This window comes from Streptomyces sp. AHA2, assembly GCF_036857595.1.
GTDB lineage: Bacteria > Actinomycetota > Actinomycetes > Streptomycetales > Streptomycetaceae > Streptomyces.
Window position 1 is genome coordinate 170,834 of the sequence record NZ_JAUQWJ010000010.1, and the last position, 24,148, is coordinate 194,981.

Here is a 24,148-nt window from a genome sequence, read left to right on the forward strand (position 1 = left end):
ATGGTTCCCGCCGTCCGCACCAGGTGGTAGACACAGCGGGATCACAGTTCCTGTCCGCCAGCAGGAAGGTTGTCCCATGACCGAATCCGGTCGCTTCGCCACACGACGTCAGGTGCTCGCCGGGACGGGCGCCCTGGGCATCGGGATCGCGTTCTCCGGCGCCCTGTCCGAACTCTTCGCCGGTACCGCCGCGGCCCAGACCCTGGGCCGCACCGGATACGGCCCGCTCGTCCCCGACCCGAAGGACGTCCTCGATCTGCCGGAAGGTTTCCGCTACCGGATCCTCTCCCGCGAGGGGGACCGGCTGCGCTCGGGCGAGGGCGAGGTCCCCTCCAACCACGACGGCATGTCGGCCTTCGCCGGCCGGGGCGGCCGCGTCCACCTGGTCCGCAACCACGAGAACCGCGCCAACGGCAAGATCCCCGTCCCGGCGGTCGAGGGCCTGACCTACGACCCGGCCGGCAAGGGCGGCTGTACGGCGCTGACGCTGGACTCCCGCAACAACGTCCTGGCGGAACGGGTCGGCATCGCCGGCACGGCCGTGAACTGCGCGGGCGGCCCCACTCCGTGGGGCACCTGGCTGACCTGCGAGGAGACCGAGGACAAGGCGGGCACCAACGGCTACACCAAGGACCACGGCTTCATCTTCGAGGTCGACCCGGTCGACCCGCACCGCACCGGGGCCGTGCCGCTGACGGCGATGGGCCGCTTCCAGCACGAGGCGATCGCCGTCGACCCGCGCCGGGGCGTGGTGTACGAGACGGAGGACGCCTTCGAAAGGCCTTTCGGCCTGTTCTACCGGTTCCTGCCGAGGAAGCCGCTGGGCGGCCGGGGTTCGCTGCGCGCGGGCGGCCGGCTCCAGGCGATGCGGGTGCCGGGCGTGCCCGACCTGTCTTCCGTGCGGGAGACCGGCGCCGAGTTCGACGGCATCGAGTGGGTGGACGTGCCGGACCCGCTGGCCGCGCGGACGCCCATCCGGTTCCAGGACTTCGGCCGCAAGGGCATCACGCACGCGCAGAAGCTGGAGGGCTGCTACTGGGGCGGCCGGTCGGTGTACTTCGTGTCGTCCTTCGCGCACCGGTCGGACGGTTCGGCGGCCGACCACTACGGACAGGTCTGGCGCTACGACCCGGAGCGCCACCGGCTGACCCTGGTGATCGTCTTCGGCCCGGACACCGACGTGCAGATGCCGGGCGAGTCACCGGACAACATCTGCCTAGCGCCCAGCGGCGGCCTGATGGTCTGCGAGGACGGCGGGGGCGCCCAGCACGTCTTCGGCGTGACCCGGCGCGGCGAGGTCTACGCGATGGCCCGCAACCGGCAGAACATCGGCACTCCCGAGGAGCCCGAGTGGGGTGAGTTCGCGGGCGTGACCTTCTCCCCCGACGGCGACACGATGTACGTCAACTGCTACACGCCGGGAACGACGTTCGCGGTGACGGGGCCCTGGCGCCGCTGACCGGGACCGCCCGGGCAGGAGGGGCGCCGGATGCCCGGCCCGGTGCCCCGGCCGGAGCGTGAGGGAACAGGGGGCGGACTCCGACGTGGCCGAGTGCCGCTGACCGGGACCGCTCGGGCGGGCGTGAAGCGGCCGGGGGGCCTGAACCGGCCGGTCAGGCGGTCAGCGGGGCGCCGGTCCGGTCAGCAGGGCGTCGATCTGGCCGCGAAGCTCATGGGGTGGGCCTCGGCCGGCCGGGACACCGACAGCTCCCCGCGCACGCAGCGGCGCAGTATGTCCCGGCGCGTGGTGTCGGCCAGGGCGTGGAACAGCCGGTCCACGGTCCCGTCGCCCAACTCATCCACGACCATGTGGGTGTACGTGAGCCCACCGGGTCCCGGCGGTAAAGCGGTCCGCGTCGGCACTGACGCGGGCCGGCCGGGGTACTCGATGCTTCATGAGCGAGAAGCAGCAGGTCAGGGGCTCGTACTGGCTCGAGACGGCGCCGGACGGCCGCCATCCGGCGCTGGCGGAGGACCTGGACGTCGACGTGGCGGTGATCGGCGCCGGGATCGCGGGACTGTGCACGGCGTGGGAACTGGCACGGGCCGGGCGCAGCGTGGCGGTCCTGGAGGACGGCCGGGTCGCGGCCGGGGTCACCGGACACACCACCGCCAAGGTCACCGCCCAGCACTCCCTCGTCTACGACACGTTGCGCCGCACCCGCGGCCCCGAGGGCGCGCGCCTGTACGCCCGCTCGCAGTCCGAGGCGATCGAGCACGCGGCCCGGGTGGCCGCCGAGCTGGGCGTCGACTGCGACTGGGAGGCCCGCAGCGCCTACACGTACGCCAGTGACCCGAGCCGCGTGGACGAACTGCGGGCGGAGGCGCGTGCCGCGGCCGAGGCGGGACTGCCCGCCTCGTTCGTCACGGAGACCGGGCTGCCCTTCGAGGTGGCCGGCGCGGTCGAGGTCACCGGGCAGGCCCAGTTCCACCCGCGCAAGTACCTGCTGGCCCTCGCCGCCGACCTCGCCGGGCACGGCGGGCGGATCTTCGAGGACACCACCGTCCTCGACATGGAGGAGGGCGAGCCGTGCCGGCTGTCGACCTCGACCGGGGCGAGCGTACGGGCCCGGGACGTCGTCGTCGCGACGCACTACCCGGTGTTCGACCGGGCGCTGCTGTTCACCCGCCTGACCCCGAAGCGGGAGCTGGTCGTCGCCGGGACCATCCCGGCCGGGCAGGACCCGGACGGCATGTACATCACGCCCGACGAGAACACCCGGTCGGTGCGCACGGCTCCGTACGACGGGGACCGGCGGCTGCTCATCGTCACCGGGGAGCACTTCACGCCGGGCACCGGCGACACCCGGGCCCGTTTCGAGCGCCTCACCTCCTGGGCCACCGGGCACTTCCCCGGCCTGGAGGTCACGCACCGCTGGGCCACGCAGGACAACACCCCCACGGACACCGTGCCGATGGTCGGCCCGCTGCACCCGGGCGCCCGGCACTCCTACGTGGCCACCGGTTTCGGCGGCTGGGGCATGACCGGCGGCATCATGGCGGGTCGCCTGCTCGCGGCGCAGATCACCGGCGAGGAGTGCGAGTGGAGCGGGCTGTACGACCCGCGGCGGGTGAAGCCGGCCGTGCGGGAGGCGCCGTCGTTCCTGAAGACGCAGGCCAAGGTGGCCGGGCACTTCGTCGGCGACCGGCTGCGGCCGTCCCCGCCGGTGGAGTCCCTGCCGCCCGGCGAGGGCGCCGTGGTCCGCGCGGGCGGTCACCGGGTCGCCGTCTACCGGGACGACGACGGCGCCCTGCACGCGGTCTCCGCGCGCTGCACCCACCTGGGCTGTCTGGTCGACTTCAACGCCGCCGAGCGGGCCTGGGAGTGCCCCTGCCACGGTTCGCGCTTCGACACCGACGGCAAGGTGATCCAGGGCCCGGCGACCAAGCCGCTGGAGAAGCGCGACATCTGACGGCCGGGTGACACCGGCGGCACACACGCATGGCGGGACGCTCCCGGTCACATCCTCATACGGTGATCGTCCCCCTGTGCCGTCCCGCTCTGCGCCGTGCCGCAGCCGTGTGCGCCCTGGCCGCGGCCCTCGCCGCCTGCGGCACCGAACGGCCCCCGCGCCCGGCCTCCACCGCCGTACGGGTTCCGGCGCCGGTGGCCGAGCCGCCGACCCTCGCGCCCGGCCCCGCCGGCCTGACCCCCGTCTTCGCACACGGCTCCCGCACCCAGGGCAGACGTGTCGCGCTCACCTTCGACGCCGACATGACCGCGGACCAGGGGGAACGCGCGGCGGCCGGCGAGCGCTTCGACCACCCCCGGCTGATCGCGACGCTGCGGACGCTGAAGGTGCCGGCCACCGTGTTCATGACCGGGCGGTGGGCCGAGGAGTACCCGGGCCAGGCCCGCTCCATCGGCCGGGACCCGCTCTTCGAGGTCGCCAACCACTCCTACAGCCACCACGCCTTCACCGGTGACTGCTACGGGCTGCCCGAGGTGGCCGCCCGGCGCATGCGCCAGGACGTGGAGCGCGCCTACGCCGCGTTCCGTGCGGCGGGCGTGCCCGACCCGATGCCGTACTTCCGTTTCCCCGGGGGCTGCCACGACCGGCGGGCCCTGAAGGCGCTGGCGCCGGCCGGGGTGACCGCCGTGCAGTGGGACGTGGTCGGCGGCGACGCGTTCGAGGACGACCCCGACGTGGTGGTCCGGCAGGTCCTGGACGCGGTGCGGCCGGGGTCGGTGGTGGTGCTGCACTGCACGCGCAGTGCCGCCCCCGCGACCGAGCGGGCGGTCCGCAGGATCGTGCCCGAGCTGCGGCACCGGAGCTACCGGTTCGTGAAGGTGTCCGACCTGATCCGGACCGCGGGCGGACGCCGCTGACCGTCCTACGCTGGAGGTATGAGCGAGGACGACGACTACTGCCTGATCGACGCGGCCCGGCCTCCCCGGGCGGACGGGCCGCCGTACGCGGAGTGCGTGCTGTGCCGGGAGCCCACGGAGTACCCGGAGTCGTACAAGGGCGTCACCTACTGCCCCGTCTGCGAATGGCGCGAGGCCGAGCGCACCTCCTGCTCGGGCTGAGCACCGATTCTGTGCGATCTTCCGGCTGGCACACTGGGAGCGTGAGCGCAGATCCGACGCCTGTGAGCGACAGTCCCTTCCGGTCCGACCCCTCCGCGCGCGATCAGGCGCCGCAGTTCGTGCTGCCGCTGGTCGTGCGGATCGAGCGGGCGGACCCGCCGGCCCGCACCGACGCGCTGGAGACGGCGGCCCGAGCCGTGCTGACGATCCTGGCCGACGAGCGCTCGGCGGGCGAGGGCGAGTGGGCCCGGGCGATGCGCGACTGGCAGGACGCCCGCATCCGCAAGGTCGTGCGCCGTGCCCGGGGCGCCGAGTGGCGGCGGGCCGAGGCCCTGCCCGGGATCACGGTCACCGGCAAGTCCGCCGAGGTGCGGGTCTTCCCGCCGGTCCCCCTGGACGGCTGGCCGAAGGACCTCGCCCGGCTCCAGGTCTCCGGCACCGACCTGGACGACCCGCAGGAGCCCGACGCGGCCGGCCCGGGCGCCGTCGTGCTCTGGCTGAACCCCGAGCTCGGCATGTCGGCGGGCAAGGCGATGGCCCAGGCGGGCCACGGCGCGCAGCTGGCCTGGTGGGAGCTGTCCGGGCCCGAGCGGACCGCCTGGCGGGAGGCCGGCTTCCCGCTCGCCGTGCGGACGGCCGACCCCGCCCGCTGGCCCGAACTGACTTCCGCGGGACTGCCGTTGGTCCGGGACGCCGGGTTCACGGAGATCGCGCCCGGCTCGTGCACCGTGGTCGCCGACCACCCGGCCCTGCGCCGGTAGCGGTACGCGGCGCGGCCGGCGAGCACCACCCGCTCGACAGCGACCGCGGGCGCGCACGAGCGTCACCCGTTCGGAGCAATCGCGGGCGCGCCGGACGCGGCCGGGTGCTCCAGTGGGGTTAGCCGGACAACCCCGACCCAGGAGGCAGCCATGAGCAGCGCCGCGACCCCTCCCCCCGCTCCTCCCGCCGCCGACGACGACCGGAAGCCGGGCGGCTCCGGCGGCTCGGGCGGCCCGTGGGCGGCCGGCGGCCTCGCCCTCGGCGCCACCCTGATGATCGTCTACGGGTTCTTCGCGATCTTCCAGGGCATCGCGGCGATCGCCAACGACGAGGTGTACACGAGCTTCGGCGACTACGTCTTCGAGTTCGACCTGACCGCCTGGGGCTGGATCCACCTGATCGTCGGCCTGCTCCTGATGATCGCCGGGTTCGGCCTGTTCACCGGGGCGACCTGGGCGCGGGCCGTGAGCGCGGTCGTGGTCGGCCTGACACTGATCGCGAACTTCCTGTGGCTGCCGTACCAGCCGTTCTGGTCGATCATCATGATCGTGACCGGCCTGTTCGTCCTGTGGTCGGTGTTCAACTACCACTCCTCCTCCCGCCGGGCCTAGGGCTCGGCCGGAGGGCGGTGGCCGCCGGTCACGTCCGGCGGCCACCGCGTGCGTGCCGGGGCGGGGCGCACGCGGTGCGCCTCCGCCGGCGGGCTGCGGGCTGCGGGCTGCGGGCTGCGGGCTGCGGGCGCCGAACCTCAAATGTTGCTCTGAAGCCGGGCCGCGGAGGGTTCGGGCGCGGACGGCCGGGCCATACCCCCGTCACGTCCGGGGATCGGCCGGGTGCAGGAGGGGGAACGATGGAGCGACTGGGGACGGGCATCGGGTGGCGCCCGGAGATCGCGGACGCCGTGGAGCGCATGCCGGGCATCGACTGGGTCGAGACCGTGGCCGAGAACGTCTGCCCCGGGCATCTGCCGGCGTCGCTGCTGCGGCTGCGCGAGCGCGGCGTCACCGTGGTGCCGCACGGTGTCTCGCTGGGCCTCGGGGGCGCCGACCGGCCCGACCCGGGCCGGCTGGCCGCGCTGGCCGAGCGGGCCGAGGTCCTCGGCTCGCCGCTGGTCACCGAGCACATCGCGTTCGTCCGGGCCGGCGGGGCGCTGACGGCGACCCCGCACCTGGAGGCCGGGCACCTGCTGCCCGTGCCGCGCACCCGTGACGCCCTGGACGTGCTGTGCGAGAACGTGCGGATCGCTCAGGACGCGCTGCCGGTGCCGCTGGCCGTCGAGAACATCGCCGCACTGCTGACCTGGCCGGGCGAGGAGCTGACGGAGGGGCAGTTCCTGTACGAGCTCGCGGACCGCACGGGCGTGCGGCTCCTCATCGACGTGGCGAACCTGCACACCAACCACGTCAACCGCGCCGAGGACCCGGCCAGGGCGCTCGCCGAGCTGCCTCTGGAGGCCGTCGCCTACGTCCATGTCGCCGGCGGCTTCGAACGCGACGGGGTCTGGCACGACAGCCACGCCCACCCCGTCCCGCGACCGGTCCTGGACATCCTGACCGACCTGGCCTCCCGGGTCCGCCCGCCGGGCGTCCTGCTGGAGCGCGACGAGAACTTCCCCGCCCCGGCGGAACTGGAGGGCGAACTGACCGCGATCCGCCGGGCCGTGGAGGCCGGGGCGGTGGAGCGGGTGAAGACGGAGGTGCGCGCCACGGCCCACGTCCTCGTCGCACACGGTGCGGGGCACCTCCCCGGCGCCCCGGCAGGCAGTGCGGACTCCACCGGCGCCGACGCCGCGACCGGCGACCCCGTCGGGGGCCGTCCGGCGCGGGCGGCGCGGGGCGCCTCGGGTTCGGTGGCCGCCGGGGGTGCGGGGGAGGCGCGGGAGCGGGTCGGGCTCGCGCAGGCCGCACTGCTGTCGGCGCTGGTCGCGGGGACGCCCGTGCCCGAAGGGTTCGACCGGGTGCGGATCGGCGTGCAGGCGCGGGCACTCGCCGCGAAGCGGGCCGACGTCGTCGCCAAGGTGGCATCCGAACTGCCGCGGATCCTCGGTCCGGAGTACCGTCCGGCGTTCCTCGGCTACGCCCAGGCCCGGCCGATGACCGGCGGCTACCGGCACGACGCCCTGTCCTTCGCCGAGCACCTGCTCACCGCCGGGCTGCCCGGGGACTCCGCGGCCCGGCGCGAGCTGCGCGAGTGGTGGCTGGACCGGTCGGGGCCGAAGCCGCGTTCCCGCCGCCCGGCCCACCGGCTGGCCCGCGCCACGCGCAGGGTGCTGCTGCGGCGCTGAGGCCCGTCCTTGCGGGCCGCCTCCGGCACCGCGTCACCCGCGGCCGTGCGCCCGGCCGCGGGGAAACGGAACGTCACGTCCCGGCAACACTGCGTCCGGATCGTGGACGAGGCATGGTGTTCCCGCGACGGTGTCACATACAAACGACATATGCTCTGGGTCCTTCTCCTCCTGGCGGCCTGGGCCGTGGCCGGCACGGCGTGCACCCGCCTGTGCCTGGCGGCCGTACGGGCCGCGGCCGGGGGCACCGACACCGGCCGGGACCGCGAACTCACCCTGTACGAGGCGGCGTTCCTCTCCGGCGGGCCCCGGCGGGTCGCCGACGTGACGCTGGTGGCGATGGCCCGGCAGCGCCGGCTGCTGCTGGCCCACACCGGCTGGGCCACGGTCGTCGACCCGCTCGGACGGGACGAGATGGAGCGGTCGGTGATAGGGGCCATCGGCCCCGAGGGGCAGAGCCGCCTCGCACCGGTGCGCAGCACGGCCGCCGCGGCGGAAGCGGTGCGCGGCATCGCGGACGGGCTGGTCCGCGCGGGCCTCGCGGTGCCCGACAGCGCCCGTACGACGGTCGCTTCGGCGGTACGCCGGGTGCGGCGCGCAGCCGTCGCCGTCCTCGGTCTCGGGCTCCTCGCGCTGCTGGTGCCCGTCCCGCCGGACATGCCGCGGCACCTGGTGGCGCTGTGGTTCGCGCTGCCGCTGGCCCTCACCCTGAGCTGTCTGGCCGTCGCCCGGATCGAGGCGCACCCGTACTCGCGCTGGGCCTCACCGGCCGGTCAGCGGCTGCTCGGCGCCCTGACCCGGACCGCGGACGGCACCGGGGACGACCGTACGTACCTCACGTCCGTGGCCGTGCGCGGCGTCCACGCGATCGGCGAGCCGGAGCTGCGCGCGGCCTTCACCCACCGGCAGGCACGCGGCTGACCCGCACGGCGCCGGGAGCCGCCGCCGCGCGGTGGGCCGGACGGGACCGGGACCACCGCGCGGCGGGGCCGGTCAGGCCAGGCCGGCGACCAGGTCGGCGACGTCCTTGCGGCGGCCCGTGTAGAACGGCACCTCCTCGCGGACGTGGCGGCGGGCCTCCGAACCGCGCAGGTGACGCATGAGGTCGACGATGCGGTACAGCTCGTCGGCCTCGAAGGCGAGGATCCACTCGTAGTCGCCGAGGGAGAACGAGGCGACGGTGTTGGCGCGCACGTCCGGGTAGCCGCGGGCCATCTTGCCGTGGTCGGCGAGCATGCGGCGGCGGTCCTCGTCGGGCAGCAGGTACCAGTCGTAGGAGCGCACGAAGGGGTAGACGCTCACGTAGTCGCGGGGCGTCTCGTCGGCGAGGAACGCCGGGATGTGCGAGCGGTTGAACTCCGCGGGGCGGTGCAGCGCCATGTTCGACCACACGGGCTCCAGGGCGCGGCCCAGCTTCGTGCGGCGGAAGAGGTTGTACGCCTCCTGCAGCGCGTCGCTGGTCTCCGCGTGCCACCAGATCATGACGTCGGCGTCGGCGCGCAGGCCGGAGACGTCGTAGGTGCCGCGGACCGTCACGTCCTTCGCGGCGAGCTGGTCGAACAGCTCCCGGACCTCGTCGGCGTACCCGGCGCGGTCCTCGGGCAGGACGTCCTTCAGCCGGAAGACGGACCAGAGCGTGTAGCGGATGACCTCGTTGAGGTCCTTGGCCAGCTTGCCCTTGTTCGGGATCCTGCCGGGCTCGGTGGTGGAGGCGTCGTCACTCATGTCCCTCATTCTCCCGCTCCGCCGTGCAGGCTCTGCACCGGGTGGGCGGTGAGCTGCTGCACACCGCGCGGGTCGCCGTGGATCCGGTCGACGGCGGCGCGGGCGCTCGCGATGCAGGCCGGGATCCCGACGCCGTCGTACGGGGCACCGCACACCGCGAGGCCGGGCAGCGCGGCGACGTGCTCGCGGACGCGGGCCACGCGCGCGTGGTGTCCGACGGGGTACTGGGGCAGGCCGTCGTCCCAGCGGGTGACCCGGGTGGCGACGGGCGTGGCGTCCAGCCCGGTCGCCTCCTCGAGGTCCCGGCGGGAGACGTCGACCAGGTCGGCGTCGTCGCGCTGGAGGATCTCCGTCTCCCCGTGGCGTCCGACGGAGGTGCGCACCAGGAGCAGGCCGGGGTTCTCCTCGGCGATCCAGCCCCACTTGTGCGAGGCGAACGTGGACGCCTTGATGGTGTGCCCGTCCACCGGCGGGACGAGGAATCCGCTGCCCTCGGGCAGGGCCGCCTCGTCGCGCCGGTAGGCCAGGGTGACCAGGGCCATGGAGGCGTACTCGACGGCGTCCAGCTCGGCGGCGGCCGCGGGGCTCTCCTCGCGCAGCAGCCGGGCCGCGGCCGGGGCGGGGACGGCGACGATCACGGCGTCCGCCCGCCAGGTGCGCTCGCCGGAGGCGACCTGCCAACCGCCCTCGGGGGTGCGGCGCAGCCGCGTCACCGGCGTGCCGGTGAGGATCTCGCCCCCGCGGGAGCGGACCGAGTCGGCGACGGCGAGCGGCAGGGTGCCCACGCCGCCGCGCAGGCCCGTGAACACCGGGCCGGTCTGCCGGGCGGCGGCCGCCCGCTGCTGGATCTCCCGCACGCCCTCCGTCAGGGAGGTGTGGGTCCGGGCGGCCTGGAAGAGCTGGGGGACGGCCGAGCGCAGGGAGATGCGGTAGGCGTCTCCCGCGTAGACGCCGCCCAGCAGGGGCTCCACCAAGCGGTCGACGACCTCGCGGCCGAGGCGGGCCGCCACGTACGCGCCGACCGCCACGTCGTCCCCGACCTCCGTGCGGGGCAGTTCGGCGTCGCGTTCGATGCGGGCGAGACCCTCCGGCGACAGCACGCCGGACAGGGCCGCCGCGGTGCCGGGCACGCCCATCACATGGCCCTTGGGCATGGGCCGCAGCGCGCCCCGGGTCCACAGGGAGGCCGTCGCGGTGGCCGGAGGCTGGAGGTGGTCCGCGAGGCCGACCTCGCGGGCGAGCTGCACCGCCTCGGGGCGGCGGGCCAGCATCGACTCGGCGCCCAGGTCCACCCGGGCACCGGCGACCTCCCCGGGCAGCAGCTTGCCGCCGACCCGGCCGGACGCCTCCAGCACGGTCACCCGCGCCCCGCGTTGCAGCAGCCGGTGCGCGGCGGCCAGCCCCGCGATGCCCGCCCCGACGACGACGACCCGACCCGTGCCCTCGCGGGCGTGAACTTCGCGCATGCCCCCAGCCTCTCAGACCCCGCCGGGCCGACGGCCGCGCCCCGGTGTCCGTCCCGAGTCCCGGCCGTGACCGCATCGGGACCGTCCCGGGCGAACGCCGGGCGCCGCGCCGGCGTCGAAGAGGCATCAGGCGAATCGACCCCGGGGGATGCCCGCATGCGCACACGACCCGTACGACACTCCGCCCCGCCGCTGGCCGCCCTGCTGCTGGCCGCGGCCCTGGCGCTCACCGGGTGCAGCGGCGCCGCCGACGACTCCGGCGGCGAATCGGCCGCCGACCGGGGGGCCGCCGCGCCCCAGTCCGACGGCAAGGCCCCCGGTGACAAGGCCGCCGGCGGCGAGGCCGGGGCGGGCGGCGGCGCGAACGGCGCCCGGGCGACCGCGCCGCCGAAGCTCCCCGGCAGCGCCGTCATCCGCACCGCCGAACTGACCGTGCAGGTCGAGGACGTCCCCGAGGCCCTGGACCGGGCACGCGCCCGCACGGAGAACGCGGGCGGCTACGTCGGCGACGAGACCACCACCCGCGACGAGGAGGGCCGTGAACGCACCCGCGTGGTGCTGCGCGTGCCCGTGGAGAAGTACGACGAGGTCCTCGCCGGGCTGGAGGGTTCGGGACGGCTCCTGGAGCGCAGGGCCAAGGCGGAGGACGTCACCGACCAGGTGGTGGACGTCGAGAGCCGCGTCAAGACGCAGCGCGCGAGCGTGGCGCGCATCCGCGAGCTGATGGACCGGGCGACCAAGCTGAGCGACGTGGTCACCCTGGAGGGCGAACTGAGCACCCGCCAGGCCGATCTGGAGGCGCTGCTCGCCCGGCAGGCGTCCCTGGAGGACCGTGTCGGCCTGGCCACCATCTCGCTGTCGCTGTCCCGGACGCCGGTGGCCAAGGCCGCCGGGGACGGCGACCCCGGGTTCCTCGACGCGCTCGCGGGCGGCTGGCACGCGTTCTTGACCATGCTGCGCTGGCTGGCCGTCGCCCTCGGCGCGGTCCTGCCGTTCGCCGCGGTCGCGGCGGCCCTGCTGCTGCTCTGGCTCAAGGTCGTGCGCCCTCGCCTGCCCCGCCGTCCCCGGCCCGCCGCGGCGACGGGCACCCCGGCACCGCTGCCGACGGCCCGCCCGGTGCCCGCGCCGGAGTCCGGGCAGCCGGGCGGGCGGGACTGAAGTGACCTGCTCCCGTAGCGTGTTCGCATGAGCATGAGCCGTACGCGCAGGGAGCGACTGGTCGTCGTCGGGGGCGACGCCGCGGGCATGTCCGCGGCGTCGCAGGCCCGCCGGCTGAAGGGCCCCGACGAGTTGGAGATCGTGGCGTTCGAGCGGGGCCACTTCGCCTCGTACTCGGCGTGCGGCATCCCCTACTGGGTGGGCGGCGCCGTCACCGGCCGGGACCAGCTCATCGCCCGCACCCCCGAGGAGCACCGCGCCCGCGGCATCGACCTGCGGCTGCGCACCGAGGTCACCGCCCTGGACGTCGAGGGCCGGCGGGTGCGCGCCCGCGATCTGGCCTCGGGCACCGAGTCCTGGACGGCGTACGACAAGCTCGTGATCGCGACCGGGGCCCGGCCGATCCGGCCCGACATGCCGGGGGCCGACGCCGAGGGCGTGCACGGCGTGCAGACGCTCGACGACGGCCAGGCCCTGATCGACACGCTGGAGCGCACCCGTGGCCGCCGGGCGGTGGTCGTCGGGGCCGGTTACATCGGCGTGGAGATGGCGGAGGCGCTCGTCGACCGCGGCTACGAGGTGACGGTGGTCGACCGCGGCAGCGAGCCGATGTCGACCCTCGACCCGGACATGGGCCGCCTGGTGCACGAGGCGATGGAGGGCCTGGGCATCACGATGGCCGGCGACGCCGAGGTGACGAAGATCCTCACCCGTGAGGACGGCCGCGTCAAGGCGGTGACCACCCAGGACGCCGAGTTCCCCGCGGACGTCGTCGTGCTGGGCATCGGCGTGCGCCCCGAGACGTCCCTGGCACGCCAGGCCGGTCTTCCGCTCGGCGCGCACGGCGGTCTGCTCACGGACCGTTCGATGCGGGTGCGCGGCCACGAGGACGTCTGGGCGGGCGGCGACTGCGTCGAGGTGTTCGACCTGGTCTCCGGGCAGGACCGGTACATCCCCCTCGGGACCCACGCCAACAAGCACGGCCAGATCATCGGCACCAACGCCGGCGGCGGCTACGCCACGTTCCCGGGTGTGGTCGGCACGGCGGTGAGCAAGGTCTGCGACCTGGAGATCGCCCGCACGGGCCTGCGCGAGAAGGACGCGCACCGGGCCGGGCTGCGCTTCGAGGCGGTCACCGTCGAGTCGACCAGCCGCGCCGGCTACTACCCCGACGCCTCCCCCATGACCGTCAAGATGCTCGCGGAACTGCGCACCGGCCGCCTCCTCGGGGTGCAGATCGTCGGCCGGGAGGGCGCGGGCAAGCGCGTCGACATCGCCGCGGTGGCCCTCACCGCCGGGATGACGGTCGAGCAGATGACCACCCTGGACCTGGGCTACGCCCCGCCGTTCTCCCCGGTCTGGGACCCGGTCCTGGTGGCGGCCCGCAAGGCGGCGGCGAAGATCCGCAGCTCGTCGTAGCGCCCTCGGCCGGCGCCTTGAGGGGCGCGGGCACCTGCGCGAACGGCCCCGGCGGGCCCGCACCGGCAGCGGACCCGCAGCCCCACGGCGCGGCCCTACGCGGTCCCCACCGACCCGTTGATCCGGTCGATGGCCTGTCGCGCCTGCTCCGCGGGCGGACGGGCCGGCAGGGACGACACCGACCCCGACGCGGCCGTCACCGCCGCCGGCTGCTCCCCCGCCGGCTTCGCGTGCGCGGCGACCCGGGCCGACCGCAACCGGTGGCTCACCGCCTCGTCCAGCGTCACGGGCCGCCGCATCTGGGCCGCCAGCCGCCCGGCCTCCTGGCCGAGCCGGGCCACGTCCTCCCAGGGCAGCCGCACCACCAGCGTCAGTTCGGCCTCGCCGTCGGGCAGGGCGTGCATCGGAGGAGTAACTCGGTCGTTCATCGCCTGTTCCTCACGTCGGCCCCGCGATGCGCCTTCCCCGCGCCGCGGGCGGTTGCCGGTTCATACGCACGCCCGTGCGGCCGCGTTCACCGGACCGGCCGATTCACCGCCGCCCGCCCGGGCACCCGTGGGCCGTGGTCATCCCCGTGTACGACGTCAATCCCGCGCGGCGCACCCCCTGGGTGACGTACGCGCTGCTCGCCGCCAACCTCGTGGTGTTCCTGCGCACCCCGGGCATGGCCGGCTCCCTGACGGGCGAGTCGAGTCTGGCGCAGCTGTGCCACCTGCAGGCGTTCCTCGACCACTACGCGGCGGTGCCGCAGGAACTGATCCACCATCGGATGCCGTCCGTGGTGCCCACCGGCGAGACCGGCGTGGGACCGCAGGGAGCCGGCTGCGTCGTCGGCCCGCCGGCCTACGACAAGTCGCCGGAACTGAGCGTCCTGACGGCGATGTTCCTGCACGGCGGCTGGCTGCACCTGCTGGGCAACATGCTGTTCCTGTGGATCTTCGGCAACAACATCGAGGACCGCATGGGCCACGTCCGCTTCCTGCTCTTCTACCTGGTCTGCGGCTACGCGGCGGCCTACGGCTTCGCCCTGCTCGACGCCGGCTCGAGGGCCCCGCTGATCGGTGCCTCGGGGGCGATCGCGGGGGTGCTGGGCGCCTATCTGGTGCTGTACCCGAGGGCCCGGGTCTGGGTCCTCGTGCCGTTCCTGATCTTCCTGCCGCTGCGGCTGCCCGCCTGGATCGTGCTGGGCCTGTGGTTCGTGCTGCAGGCGGTGTACTCCTGGGGCGCGGGCGTGTCCGAGGCGGGCACGGTGGCGTACGCGGCGCACGTCGTGGGCTTCGTGGCCGGCATGCTGATCGCCTGGCCGCTGCGCCCCGGCACCCCGGCACCGCCCGAGCCGCGCGGCATCCTGTTCGGCAGGCGTGCGCGACCCGGCTGGTAGGGGCGGGCTGCCGTCAGCGGGCGGTGCGCGTGTGGACGTACTCCACCAGGCGGGTCAGGGCGTCCGGGTCGGTGGAGGGCATGACCCCGTGGCCGAGGTTGAACACGTGGCCCTCCAGGCCCGCCGCCGACTCCAGGACCTCGCGCGTCTTGGCCTCGACGGCCTCCGTGGGGGCGAACAGCACCGTCGGGTCGAGGTTGCCCTGAAGCGCCTTGCCGGGGCCGACCCGGCGGGCGGCCTCGTCGAGCGGGACGCGCCAGTCGACGCCGACGACGTCCGCGCCCGCCTCGCCCATGAGGCCCAGCAGTTCACCGGTGCCGACGCCGAAGTGGATGCGCGGCACGCCGTACCCGGCGACCGCCTCGAAGACCTTCGCCGAGGCGGGCAGCACGGAGCGCCGGTAGTCGACGGGCGCCAGGGCGCCCGCCCAGGAGTCGAAGAGCTGCACCGCCGAGGCGCCCGCCTCGATCTGCACCTTCAAGAACGCGGCGGTGATGTCCGCGAGGCGGTCGAGCAGGTCGGCCCACAGCTCCGGGTCGCCGTACATCATCGCCTTGGCGTTCTCGTACGTGCGGGACGGGCCGCCCTCGACGAGGTAGCTGGCGAGGGTGAAGGGGGCCCCGGCGAAGCCGATCAGGGGCGTGGCACCCAGTTCGCGGGTGAGCAGGCCGATGGCCTCGGTGACGTAGGAGACGTCCTCGGGGGTCAGGTCGCGCAGCTGCGCCAGGTCGGCGCGGGTGCGGATCGGGCGTTCGACGACGGGGCCGACGCCGGGCTTGATGTCGAGGTCGATGCCGATGGCCCTGAGGGGCACGACGATGTCGCTGAAGTAGATCGCCGCGTCGACGCCGTGCCGGCGCACCGGCTGGAGGGTGATCTCGGTGACCAGCTCGGGCCGCATGCAGGACTCGAGCATCGGCACGCCCTCGCGGACCTTGCGGTACTCCGGCAGTGAGCGCCCGGCCTGCCGCATGAACCACACCGGGGTGTGGGGTACGGGCTCGCGCCGGCAGGCCTTGAGGAAGGCGGAGTCGTACGTGGCGGACGGCTGCTGGGCCCGGGGGGCGTCGTTGGCACTCACGGGGCAAGTTTCGCACGCTGCCGGACGGCGTGATCCGGCCCCGGGGCGGGCGCGGGGTGTCTAGCCCCGCGCGGGGCCCCGGTCCCCGTAACCTTCCCGCATGGCTGCGGCTCAGGGACGACTGTCGGACGGCGCTGGCGGTATGGACGAAGCGAAGGACACCGGGAACGACCGGCGGGAGGCGGACTCCGCCCCGCCGGCGTTCCGGGCCGCCGTCGACGCGCTGCGGACGGCGCGCCTGCGGCCCCAGATCGAGGTGGAGCCGACGCCCGCCCCCAAGCGCCTCGCCCCCTGGGCCCACGCCCTGGAGGCCGCGGTCGTCGACGGCGACCAGGACCTCGCGGACGGCCGGCTGGTGCTGCTGCACGACCCGGCCGGGCACGACGCCTGGCGCGGCACGTTCCGCCTGGTGACGCTGGTGCGCGCCGAGCTGGAGCCGGAGATGGCGGCGGACCCGCTGCTGCCGGAGGTGTGCTGGTCCTGGCTGACCGGCGCGCTGCAGGCCCGCGGGCTGACCTACGGGGAGCCGAGCGGCACGGTCACGCGTGCGAGCTCCCACTACTTCGGCGGGCTGTCCGCCCGGCCCGCCGCCTCGCAGATCGAGATCCGCGCGTCGTGGACGCCGCGCGAGGGCCTGGGCGGGGTGCCGGACACGGCCGCGCACCTGGCCTCCTGGTGCGATCTGCTCGCCCAGGTCGGAGGACTGCCCCCGGCCGTGCCCGGCGACGCGTCCGTCGTGACGCTGCCGCAGCGGCGCGGACCCCGCTCGCACTGATCCGCCCCCCGTTTCCGACCCCGTACTGATCGAACCTGTACGGGGCGGTCAACCATGCCCTGCCGACGATCACACCTGAGTCCCCCTCTTGGCCGAATCACTTTGTCGATACGGCCACTTTCGACCGTGTAGCGACGCAGACCGAAACCGTCCGGCCTTCGAATGATCGACCGCGTGTCCGAATTGCACGGATTGTTATCACTGAATCGTGATCATTCTCTAAAGGCGGACGCGGTCGGTGCCGAAGACGACTGTGACCTTGAAAGCACGGTTCGTCCCGGCTTCACCCCCCACGAGCCGGCCCCGTCCCGCACCCCAGGAGGCCTGGTGTCCGTTCTCCTCGAGCAGCCCGCAAGCCTGGTCGCCTACCGCCCGAACAAGCCGACCGCCATGGTGGTCGTGGCCGACCCGCGCGTCCGCTCCACCGTCACCCGCCACCTGTGGGCGCTCGGTGTGCGCGATGTCATCGAGGCCTCGTCCATCGCGGAGGCTCGTCCCCGCATCGGCAACCCCCGCGACATCTGCGTCGCCGACGTCCACCTGCCGGATGGCTCCGGCCTCACCCTCCTCTCCGAGACCCGCGCCGCGGGCTGGCCCAACGGGCTCGCCCTGTCGGCGGCCGACGACATCGGCGCCGTGCGCAACGCGCTCGCCGGCGGTGTGAAGGGGTACGTCGTCACCGGCACCCGCACCAACGTCGGGCTCCCCACCCGGCCGGGCGCCGCCCCCATCGGCGCCGCCGCCGCCCGCCTGCACCGCCGCCCCCCGGGTGCCCCGAGCCACCCGGGCGGCTACCGCGAGCTGTCCGGCCGCGAGGTCGAGGTGCTGCGGCTGGTCGCCGAGGGCCAGTCGAACAAGGCGATCGGCGTCTCCATGGGCCTGTCCGCGCTGACCGTCAAGAGCCACCTCGCCCGCATCGCCCGCAAACTCGGCACCGGCGACCGTGCCGGAATGGTCGCGGTGGCCCTGCGGACCGGGATCATCCACTGACCCCGGTCGCGTCACACGCGGTTCGCGAACCCGCCTCTTCCCCGGCATGACTGGTTTGCGACCCCCGGGCGCCCGCCGACGGAACGTTCCGTCGGCGGGCGCTGTCCATACATGGATACCCTTGACAGGTGACCGACGCCCACGACACCGCAGCAGACAGCTCACTGCGAACCACCGGAGGCGCCCCTCCGGACGACGGCGGATCTTCTGCTACGGAGGCGCCGATCCCCCTGCTGGAACCGCGTGAGGGCATTCCGCCCGTCGTCGCGGACGAGGCCGCCCTGGCCCGGGTGGTCGCCGCCTTCGCCGCGGGGTCCGGGCCCGTCGCCGTCGACGCGGAGCGGGCTTCCGGCTACCGCTACGGCCAGCGCGCCTACCTCGTGCAGCTGCGCCGCGAGGGCGCCGGTACGGCCCTGATCGACCCCGTGGCCTGCCCCGACCTGTCCGGTCTGGGCGAGGCCCTGACCGGCGTCGAGTGGGTGCTGCACGCCGCCACCCAGGATCTGCCCTGCCTGCGCGAGATAGGCATGGTGCCCACCCGTCTGTTCGACACGGAGCTGGCCGGACGGCTCGCCGGGTTCCCCCGGGTCGGCCTCGGCGCCATGGTCGAGGGCGTCCTGGGCTTCGTGCTGGAGAAGGGCCACTCCGCCGTCGACTGGTCGACCCGGCCGCTGCCCGAGCCGTGGCTGCGCTACGCGGCGCTGGACGTCGAGCTGCTCGTCGACCTGCGTGACGCCTTGGAGAAGGAGCTGGACCGGCAGGGCAAGCTGGAGTGGGCGCGGCAGGAGTTCGACGCGATCGCCTCGGCGCCGCCGCCCGAGCCGCGCAAGGACCCCTGGCGGCGCACCTCGGGCATGCACAAGGTGCGCCGGCGCCGGCAGCTGGCCGTCGTGCGGGAGCTGTGGCAGACCCGGGACCGGATCGCGCAGCGGCGGGACGTCTCCCCCGGCAAGGTGCTCGGGGACGCGGCGATCGTGGAGGCCGCGCTGGCCCTGCCCGCCAACGTGCACGCCCTGGCGGCGCTGACCGGCTTCGGCCACCGGATGGGCAAGCGCCAGCTGGAGCAGTGGCAGGCGGCCGTGGACCGGGCGAAGGCGCTGAGCGAGGCCCAGCTCCCCCAGCCGGGCCAGCCGGTCGCCGGCCCCCCGCCACCGCGCGCCTGGGCCGACAAGGATCCCGTCGCCGCGGCCCGGCTGTCCGCGGCCCGGGCCGGTGTGTCGGCACTGGCCGAGCGGCTCACCATGCCGCAGGAGAACGTGATCGCCCCGGACACCGTCCGGCGGGTGTGCTGGGAGCCGCCGAAGGAGATCACCGCCGAGTCGGTCGCCCAGGCGCTGGCGGGGCACGGGGCGCGTCCGTGGCAGGTGGAGCAGGTCACACCGGTGCTGGTGGAGGCGCTGACCGCCCAGACGGCGTAGAGGCTGGCCGCCCCTCACAGGGGGCGAGGGAGGCGTCGAGATCACGCCAAGATCCTCGGCGCCGCCGCCGCGTCCTGCGCAGACGGTCCGCACCGCCGAAGGTGTGACCTTCACCGCTCCGGCTGTCAGGGGTGTGCAGCTACGTTACTCATAAGTAGCATGGGGACTGAGCGCGCGCTCAGCGCATCGCAGCAGCACCGCAATCCTGACCCTGGAGGAGAGCCATCGTGCCTCGTACCGTCAGGGACGTCGTCTTCGTCGACGGCGTCCGCACCCCGTTCGGCAAGGCGGGCCCGAAGGGCATCTACCACGAGACCCGTGCCGACGACCTCGTCGTGAAGGCGATCCGGGAGCTGCTGCGCCGCAACCCCGGCCTCGACCCGAAGAAGATCGACGAGGTCGCCATCGCCGCGACCACGCAGATCGGCGACCAGGGCCTGACCATCGGCCGCACCGCGGGCATCCTGGCCGGCCTGCCGCAGTCCGTGCCCGGTTACTCCATCGACCGCATGTGCGCCGGCGCCCTGACCGCCGTCACCACGGTCGCCGGCTCCGTCGCCTTCGGCGCCTACGACATCGCCATCGCCGGCGGTGTCGAGCACATGGGCCGCCACCCCATGGGCGAGGGCGTCGACCCCAACCCGCGGTTCGTCTCCGAGAAGCTGGTCGACGAGTCGGCCCTGTTCATGGGCATGACCGCGGAGAACCTGCACGACCGCTACCCGCAGATCACCAAGCTGCGCGCCGACGAGTACGCCGTGCGCTCCCAGGAGAAGGCCGCCAAGGCGTACGCCAACGGCAAGATCCAGGCCGACCTGGTGCCGATCTCGGTCCGCCGCACCAACGCCGAAGCCGGGGAGACGGGCTGGGGCCTGGTCACCGCCGACGAGCCGATGCGCCCGGGCACGACCCTGGAGAACCTGCAGGGCCTGAAGACCCCGTTCCGCGTCCACGGCCGGGTCACCGCGGGCAACGCGGCCGGTCTCAACGACGGCGCCACGGCCTCCCTCATCGCCTCCGAGGAGTTCGCGCGGGAGAACGACCTCCCCGTGAAGATGCGCCTGGTCTCCTACTCCTTCGCGGGCGTGGAGCCGGAGGTCATGGGCTACGGCCCGATCCCGGCCACGGAGAAGGCCCTGGCCCAGGCCGGCCTGTCGATCTCCGACATCGGCCTGTTCGAGATCAACGAGGCCTTCGCCGTCCAGGTCCTGGCCTTCCTCGACCACTACGGCATCGCCGACGACGACGAGCGCGTCAACCAGTACGGCGGCGCCATCGCCTTCGGCCACCCGCTGGCCTCCTCCGGCGTCCGCCTGATGACGCAGCTGGCCCGCCAGTTCGAGGAGCAGCCGCACGTCCGCTACGGCCTGACCACCATGTGCGTCGGCTTCGGCATGGGCGCGACGGTCATCTGGGAGAACCCGCACTTCGAGGGGGACAAGTGAGCACCACCGCCGAGCTGCTGAAGCAGGCTTCCGAACTGTTCCCGGACGAGGTCGTCACGAGTGCGCACGTACGCCACTTCGACCTCCCCCTGGGTGCCGGGCGCTTCGCCCTGATCACCCTGGACAACGGCCACGACCACACCAAGCCGACCACCTTCGGCCCGGCCTCGCTGGCGAACCTGAACGCCGCGATCGACCAGGTCGAGAAGGAGGCGGCGGACGGCGAGATCGTCGGCGCCGGCATCACCGGCAAGCCGTTCATCTTCGCGGTCGGCGCCGACCTCAAGGGCGTGGAGATCCTCAAGGAGCACGAGCACGCGCTCGCCATCGGCAAGGGCGGCCACGAGGTCTTCAAGCGGCTGTCGCAGCTGGCCGTGCCGACCTTCGCCTACTACAACGGCGCCGCGATGGGCGGCGGTGTCGAGGTCGGTCTGCACTGCACCTACCGCACCGTCTCCGCGGCCGTGCCGGCGTTCTCCCTGCCCGAGGTCTTCCTCGGCCTGGTCCCCGGCTGGGGCGGCTGCACCCTGCTGCCGAACCTGATCGGCCCCGAGAAGGCCGTCTCGGTGATCATCGAGAACAGCCTCAACCAGAACAAGCAGCTCAAGGGCAAGCAGGTCTACGAGCTCGGGATCGCCGACGCGATCTTCGAGGGCGCGGACTTCCTGGAGCAGTCCCTGATCTGGACCTCCGCCGTCCTCAAGGGCGAGCTGAAGATCGAGCGTCCGGTGATCGACCGCGGCGAGGCCTGGGACCAGGCCGTCGCCAAGGGCCGCTTCATCGCCGACTCCAAGGTGCACGGCGCCGCCCCGGCCGCCTACCGCGCCCTGGACATCATCGCCGCCGCCAAGAACGGCGACCTCCAGCAGGGCTACGACGCCGAGGACCAGGCCCTCGCCGACCTCATCATGGGCGGTGAACTGCGCGCCGGCATCTACGCCTTCAACCTGGTGCAGAAGCGCGGCAAGCGCCCCGCCGGCGCCCCGGACAAGAACCTGGCCCGCCCGGTCACCAAGGTCGGTGTCGTCGGCGCCGGTCTGATGGCCTCCCAGCTCGCGCTGCTGTTCCTGCGCCGTCTGGAGGTGCCGGTCGTGCTGACCGACATCGACCAGGAGCGCGTCGACAAGGGCGTGGGGTACGTCCACGGCGAGATCGACAAGCTGCTGGGCAAGGGCCGCATCAACCAGGACAAGGCCAACCGCCTCAAGGCTCTGGTGTCCGGTGTGCTGGACAAGGCCGAGGGCTTCGCGGACGCCGACTTCATCATCGAAGCGGTCTTCGAGGAGATGGGCGTCAAGCAGCAGGTGTTCGCGGAGGTCGAGGCGGTCGCCCCGGCGCACGCGATCCTCGCCACCAACACCTCGTCCCTGTCGGTGTCGGAGATGGCCTCCGAGCTCCGGCACCCCGAGCGGGTCGTGGGCTTCCACTTCTTCAACCCGGTCGCGGTCCTGCCGCTGCTGGAGATCGTCCGCGGCGAGAAGACCGACGACGCCTCCCTGGCCACCGCGTTCGGCGTCGCCAAGAAGCTGAAGAAGACCGCGGTCCTCACCAAGGACGCCCCGGCGTTCGTCGTGAACCGCATCCTGACCCGCTTCATGGGCGAGATCCAGAACGTCATCGACGAGGGCACCCCCGTCGAGGTCGCCGAGAAGGCCGTCGAGCCGCTCGGCCTGCCGATGTCGCCGCTGGTCCTGCTGGAGCTGGTCGGCCCGGCCATCGGCCTGCACGTCTCCGAGACGCTCAACAGGGCGTTCCCGGACCGCTTCACGGTCTCCCCGAACCTCAAGGCGGTCGTCGAGGCGGGCAAGCGCGGCTTCTACGTTCACGACTCCGGCAAGCCGGAGCTGGACCCCGAGGTCGCCGCGCTGCTGAAGCAGGGCGACACCGTCCTGACGGAGGAGCAGGTCCGCGACCGCGTGCTCGACGCGGTGGCGCAGGAGATCGGCATCATGCTCGACGAGGGTGTCGTCGCCGAGGCGCAGGACATCGACCTCTGCCTCATCACGGGCGCCGGCTGGCCCTTCCACCTGGGCGGCATCACGCCGTACCTGGACCGCGAGGGTGTCTCCGAGCGGGTCAACGGCAAGCGGTTCCTGGCACAGGGCGTGGCGTCCGTCCCGGCGTGAACCCCGCGCTGAACTGACGAGCAGGAGGGCCTTCCGCGACCGCGCGGAAGGCCCTCCCGTCCTGTGCGGGTGTCCTTCGGTGCGCCCCCGGCCGGGCTGCTCAGAGTTCGCGCCAGGCGGTGAGCGCCAGGCCCGGTTCGTCCTTGCGCCGGGCGAGCCTGAGCGTGCCGGCGGAGGGCGAGAAGGTGGCGGCGACGACCTCCTCGTGCTCGTCCAGCGCCAGTGACACCAGGGCGTCCGACGGCAGGTGCGGGCCCGACTCGGTCCACCAGGCCCCGGCCGGCTCCTGTTCGGTCGGGTAGGCGGCGAAGGCGACCCGGCCGCTCGCCGACCGCTGGGCGAGGACCGTGCAGTCGTGCCCCTCGATGACGCACCGCACGGCGCAGACCGGCCCGGGCCCGGCGGCCGCGAGGAGAGTCACCGGTTTCCCGCCGGGGCGCCAGGCGCACAGGTCGCCGGACTCGTCCGTGAAGAAGACGGTGGTGTGGTCGGCGGAGGTGGCGAGCGCGCGCAGCGTCCCCGGCCGGACGGCGACCTCCACGGTCTCGGCCAGCACGGGCTTCTTGCCGTCCCCCTCCTGCACCCAGTGCAGGATCGCCCCGGGCGCCGAGGCGTACAGCTCCACCCGGCCCGACTCCGCCGCCACGGGCGCCAGTTGCTCGCCGACGTCCTCGCCCCCGAGGTCCAGCCAGCCGCCCCAGCCGCCCTTGACCTTCTGGTTGCGCAGGCTCACCCCGCCGGCGCCGTTGCGCACGAAGACGTAGCCGCGCCCCGGGCCGTCGACGGCCACGGCCGGCGGGCCCGTCCGCTCGCCCTGCTTGTCCGGGTGCCCGATCGGCACCCAGTCCAGGGGCGCCAGGCGGGGCCGGAAGTGGGTGGTGTGCACCAGGCCGGACTCCCCCGGCACGGTGGGGCGCCAGGCCGCCAGGTGCGCGTAGCGGTCGGTGCCCTGTCCGACCGCCCCGCCCGGGTGCAGCTTCTGGCTGCCGCCGACGGTGCGCGGGACCTCCTCCCAGGGGCCTCCCGGGCCGCGTTCCGCGCGGCACAGGACGGCTTCGCCGGAGGGCAGGTAGACGGTGAGGCGGCCGTCGCGGCCGCGGAGGAGCCAGTCGCCGTTCACCAGTTCACTTTATGCGGGCCCCGGTGCCCGGCGCGCGGCCCACCCCCGCGTGGCGCGCCCGGCGCCGTGCGACCCTGGCCACATGAACACGCCTGAGCCTGTCCTCGTCGTGGTCGACGCGGCCAACGTCGTCGGATCGGTGCCGGACGGATGGTGGCGGGACCGGAAGGGAGCCGCGGAGCGGCTGCGGGACCGGCTCGCGTCGGAGGGGATCGCCGGGGTGCCCGGGCCCGTGGAGATCGTGCTCGTGGTGGAGGGGGCGGCGCGGGACGTCGGGTCCGTACCCGGTGTGAGGGTGTCGCCGGCGCGCGGCAGCGGCGACGACCACATCGTGGAGGTGGTCGCGTCGGCGGGCGACCGCCGCGTCCTGGTGATCACGGCGGACCGTGAACTCCGGGGCCGGGTCGGGGAACTGGGCGCCGACGTGGCCGGTCCCCGGACGGCCCGGCCGTAGGGCGGCCCGGCCA

22 protein-coding genes and 1 pseudogene are annotated in these 24,148 nt (G+C 74.2%); 17 read left to right on the forward strand and 6 right to left on the reverse strand.

All coding sequences use genetic code 11. The features are described 5' to 3' along the window. Positions 1-76 precede the first annotated feature (76 nt). Positions 77-1,459, forward strand: a complete 1,383-nt coding sequence (locus Q5694_RS21690; RefSeq protein ID WP_333934864.1) for a PhoX family protein — start codon at positions 77-79, stop codon at positions 1,457-1,459. A gap of 200 nt (positions 1,460-1,659) precedes the next feature. On the opposite strand, the pseudogene Q5694_RS21695 reads toward Q5694_RS21690, so the two are convergent. After that, a pseudogene (locus Q5694_RS21695) lies at positions 1,660-1,809 on the reverse strand (transcriptional regulator); the annotation flags it as partial. A gap of 86 nt (positions 1,810-1,895) precedes the next feature. Here Q5694_RS21695 and Q5694_RS21700 point away from each other — a divergent pair. The 7 genes from Q5694_RS21700 (at position 1,896) to Q5694_RS21730 (ending at position 8,498) form a co-directional block, all read left to right on the forward strand. Beyond that, a complete protein-coding gene (locus Q5694_RS21700; RefSeq protein WP_333934865.1) occupies positions 1,896-3,413 on the forward strand; it encodes an FAD-dependent oxidoreductase in 1,518 nt (505 codons plus the stop codon). A 62-nt stretch (positions 3,414-3,475) separates the two neighbouring features. Next, positions 3,476-4,330, forward strand: coding sequence for a polysaccharide deacetylase family protein (locus Q5694_RS21705; protein ID WP_333934866.1), 855 nt, complete (start codon positions 3,476-3,478; stop codon positions 4,328-4,330). A gap of 18 nt (positions 4,331-4,348) precedes the next feature. After that, positions 4,349-4,531, forward strand: a complete 183-nt coding sequence (locus Q5694_RS21710; RefSeq protein WP_333934867.1) for a hypothetical protein — start codon at positions 4,349-4,351, stop codon at positions 4,529-4,531. Positions 4,532-4,572: 41 nt separating this feature from the next. Next, complete coding sequence (locus Q5694_RS21715) at positions 4,573-5,292, forward strand: peptidyl-tRNA hydrolase (RefSeq protein WP_333934868.1); 720 nt, start codon at positions 4,573-4,575, stop codon at positions 5,290-5,292. Positions 5,293-5,442: 150 nt separating this feature from the next. Next, positions 5,443-5,904, forward strand: coding sequence for a DUF7144 family membrane protein (locus Q5694_RS21720; RefSeq protein WP_333934869.1), 462 nt, complete (start codon positions 5,443-5,445; stop codon positions 5,902-5,904). Positions 5,905-6,143: 239 nt separating this feature from the next. Continuing rightward, entirely contained in the window at positions 6,144-7,577 is a 1,434-nt protein-coding gene (locus Q5694_RS21725; RefSeq protein ID WP_333934870.1) for a DUF692 domain-containing protein, read from the forward strand. Between the two features lie 150 nt (positions 7,578-7,727). After that, on the forward strand, positions 7,728-8,498 hold the full coding sequence (locus Q5694_RS21730; protein ID WP_333934871.1) for a TIGR04222 domain-containing membrane protein: 771 nt from the start codon (positions 7,728-7,730) through the stop codon (positions 8,496-8,498). A gap of 72 nt (positions 8,499-8,570) precedes the next feature. Here Q5694_RS21730 and hemQ read toward each other — a convergent pair whose 3' ends face one another. Both hemQ and hemG read right to left on the reverse strand, forming a co-directional pair. Then, on the reverse strand, positions 8,571-9,302 hold the full coding sequence (gene hemQ, locus Q5694_RS21735; protein WP_333934872.1) for a hydrogen peroxide-dependent heme synthase: 732 nt from the start codon (positions 9,300-9,302) through the stop codon (positions 8,571-8,573). 5 nt (positions 9,303-9,307) lie between these two features. Continuing rightward, complete coding sequence (gene hemG, locus Q5694_RS21740; RefSeq protein WP_333934873.1) at positions 9,308-10,768, reverse strand: protoporphyrinogen oxidase; 1,461 nt, start codon at positions 10,766-10,768, stop codon at positions 9,308-9,310. Positions 10,769-10,924: 156 nt separating this feature from the next. Here hemG and Q5694_RS21745 point away from each other — a divergent pair, with 156 nt between their 5' ends. Both Q5694_RS21745 and Q5694_RS21750 read left to right on the forward strand, forming a co-directional pair. Further along, complete coding sequence (locus Q5694_RS21745) at positions 10,925-11,926, forward strand: DUF4349 domain-containing protein (RefSeq protein ID WP_333934874.1); 1,002 nt, start codon at positions 10,925-10,927, stop codon at positions 11,924-11,926. Positions 11,927-11,953: 27 nt separating this feature from the next. Next, a complete protein-coding gene (locus Q5694_RS21750; RefSeq protein ID WP_333934875.1) occupies positions 11,954-13,345 on the forward strand; it encodes an FAD-dependent oxidoreductase in 1,392 nt (463 codons plus the stop codon). 95 nt (positions 13,346-13,440) lie between these two features. Here the strand turns inward: Q5694_RS21750 and Q5694_RS21755 are convergent, their stop codons facing one another. Next, positions 13,441-13,773, reverse strand: coding sequence for a hypothetical protein (locus tag Q5694_RS21755; RefSeq protein WP_333934876.1), 333 nt, complete (start codon positions 13,771-13,773; stop codon positions 13,441-13,443). A 134-nt stretch (positions 13,774-13,907) separates the two neighbouring features. Here Q5694_RS21755 and Q5694_RS21760 point away from each other — a divergent pair, with 134 nt between their 5' ends. Then, a complete protein-coding gene (locus Q5694_RS21760; RefSeq protein WP_333934877.1) occupies positions 13,908-14,726 on the forward strand; it encodes a rhomboid family intramembrane serine protease in 819 nt (272 codons plus the stop codon). Positions 14,727-14,739: 13 nt separating this feature from the next. Here Q5694_RS21760 and hemE read toward each other — a convergent pair whose 3' ends face one another. Beyond that, positions 14,740-15,807, reverse strand: coding sequence for a uroporphyrinogen decarboxylase (gene hemE / locus Q5694_RS21765; protein WP_333934878.1), 1,068 nt, complete (start codon positions 15,805-15,807; stop codon positions 14,740-14,742). 100 nt (positions 15,808-15,907) lie between these two features. On the opposite strand from hemE, the gene Q5694_RS21770 reads away from it, so the two are divergent. The 5 genes from Q5694_RS21770 (at position 15,908) to Q5694_RS21790 (ending at position 22,561) form a co-directional block, all read left to right on the forward strand. Further along, a complete protein-coding gene (locus Q5694_RS21770; protein WP_333934879.1) occupies positions 15,908-16,582 on the forward strand; it encodes a DUF3000 domain-containing protein in 675 nt (224 codons plus the stop codon). Positions 16,583-16,909: 327 nt separating this feature from the next. Then, positions 16,910-17,572, forward strand: coding sequence for a response regulator transcription factor (locus Q5694_RS21775; protein ID WP_003993737.1), 663 nt, complete (start codon positions 16,910-16,912; stop codon positions 17,570-17,572). A 128-nt stretch (positions 17,573-17,700) separates the two neighbouring features. Continuing rightward, on the forward strand, positions 17,701-18,990 hold the full coding sequence (locus Q5694_RS21780; RefSeq protein WP_333934881.1) for a ribonuclease D: 1,290 nt from the start codon (positions 17,701-17,703) through the stop codon (positions 18,988-18,990). 227 nt (positions 18,991-19,217) lie between these two features. Continuing rightward, complete coding sequence (locus Q5694_RS21785) at positions 19,218-20,435, forward strand: thiolase family protein (RefSeq protein WP_094052740.1); 1,218 nt, start codon at positions 19,218-19,220, stop codon at positions 20,433-20,435. Continuing rightward, positions 20,432-22,561, forward strand: coding sequence for a 3-hydroxyacyl-CoA dehydrogenase NAD-binding domain-containing protein (locus Q5694_RS21790; protein ID WP_333934882.1), 2,130 nt, complete (start codon positions 20,432-20,434; stop codon positions 22,559-22,561). The genes Q5694_RS21785 and Q5694_RS21790 overlap by 4 nt, the downstream gene beginning before the upstream one ends. Positions 22,562-22,661: 100 nt before the next feature. Here Q5694_RS21790 and Q5694_RS21795 read toward each other — a convergent pair whose 3' ends face one another. Beyond that, the gene (locus tag Q5694_RS21795) at positions 22,662-23,681 is read right to left on the reverse strand and encodes a hypothetical protein (RefSeq protein ID WP_333934883.1); all 1,020 of its coding nucleotides are present in this window, start codon (positions 23,679-23,681) and stop codon (positions 22,662-22,664) included. 82 nt (positions 23,682-23,763) lie between these two features. Here Q5694_RS21795 and Q5694_RS21800 point away from each other — a divergent pair, with 82 nt between their 5' ends. Next, on the forward strand, positions 23,764-24,135 hold the full coding sequence (locus tag Q5694_RS21800) for an NTP pyrophosphohydrolase (RefSeq protein ID WP_333934884.1): 372 nt from the start codon (positions 23,764-23,766) through the stop codon (positions 24,133-24,135). The last annotated feature ends 13 nt before the right edge of the window (positions 24,136-24,148 follow it).

Excerpts from the sequence above, each read along its gene's own strand:
- Q5694_RS21720 (WP_333934869.1), top strand. The coding sequence starts at position 5,443 with ATGAGCAGCGCCGCGACCCCTCCCCCCGCTCCTCCCGCCGCCGACGAC.
- Q5694_RS21730 (WP_333934871.1), top strand. The coding sequence starts at position 7,728 with ATGCTCTGGGTCCTTCTCCTCCTGGCGGCCTGGGCCGTGGCCGGCACG.
- Q5694_RS21770 (WP_333934879.1), top strand. The coding sequence starts at position 15,908 with ATGGCTGCGGCTCAGGGACGACTGTCGGACGGCGCTGGCGGTATGGAC.
- Q5694_RS21745 (WP_333934874.1), top strand. The coding sequence starts at position 10,925 with ATGCGCACACGACCCGTACGACACTCCGCCCCGCCGCTGGCCGCCCTG.
- Q5694_RS21755 (WP_333934876.1), bottom strand. The coding sequence starts at position 13,773 with ATGAACGACCGAGTTACTCCTCCGATGCACGCCCTGCCCGACGGCGAG.
- Q5694_RS21700 (WP_333934865.1), top strand. The coding sequence starts at position 1,896 with ATGAGCGAGAAGCAGCAGGTCAGGGGCTCGTACTGGCTCGAGACGGCG.
- Q5694_RS21800 (WP_333934884.1), top strand. The coding sequence starts at position 23,764 with ATGAACACGCCTGAGCCTGTCCTCGTCGTGGTCGACGCGGCCAACGTC.
- hemG (WP_333934873.1), bottom strand. The coding sequence starts at position 10,768 with ATGCGCGAAGTTCACGCCCGCGAGGGCACGGGTCGGGTCGTCGTCGTC.
- Q5694_RS21750 (WP_333934875.1), top strand. The coding sequence starts at position 11,954 with ATGAGCATGAGCCGTACGCGCAGGGAGCGACTGGTCGTCGTCGGGGGC.
- hemQ (WP_333934872.1), bottom strand. The coding sequence starts at position 9,302 with ATGAGTGACGACGCCTCCACCACCGAGCCCGGCAGGATCCCGAACAAG.
- Q5694_RS21725 (WP_333934870.1), top strand. The coding sequence starts at position 6,144 with ATGGAGCGACTGGGGACGGGCATCGGGTGGCGCCCGGAGATCGCGGAC.
- Q5694_RS21710 (WP_333934867.1), top strand. The coding sequence starts at position 4,349 with ATGAGCGAGGACGACGACTACTGCCTGATCGACGCGGCCCGGCCTCCC.
- Q5694_RS21690 (WP_333934864.1), top strand. The coding sequence starts at position 77 with ATGACCGAATCCGGTCGCTTCGCCACACGACGTCAGGTGCTCGCCGGG.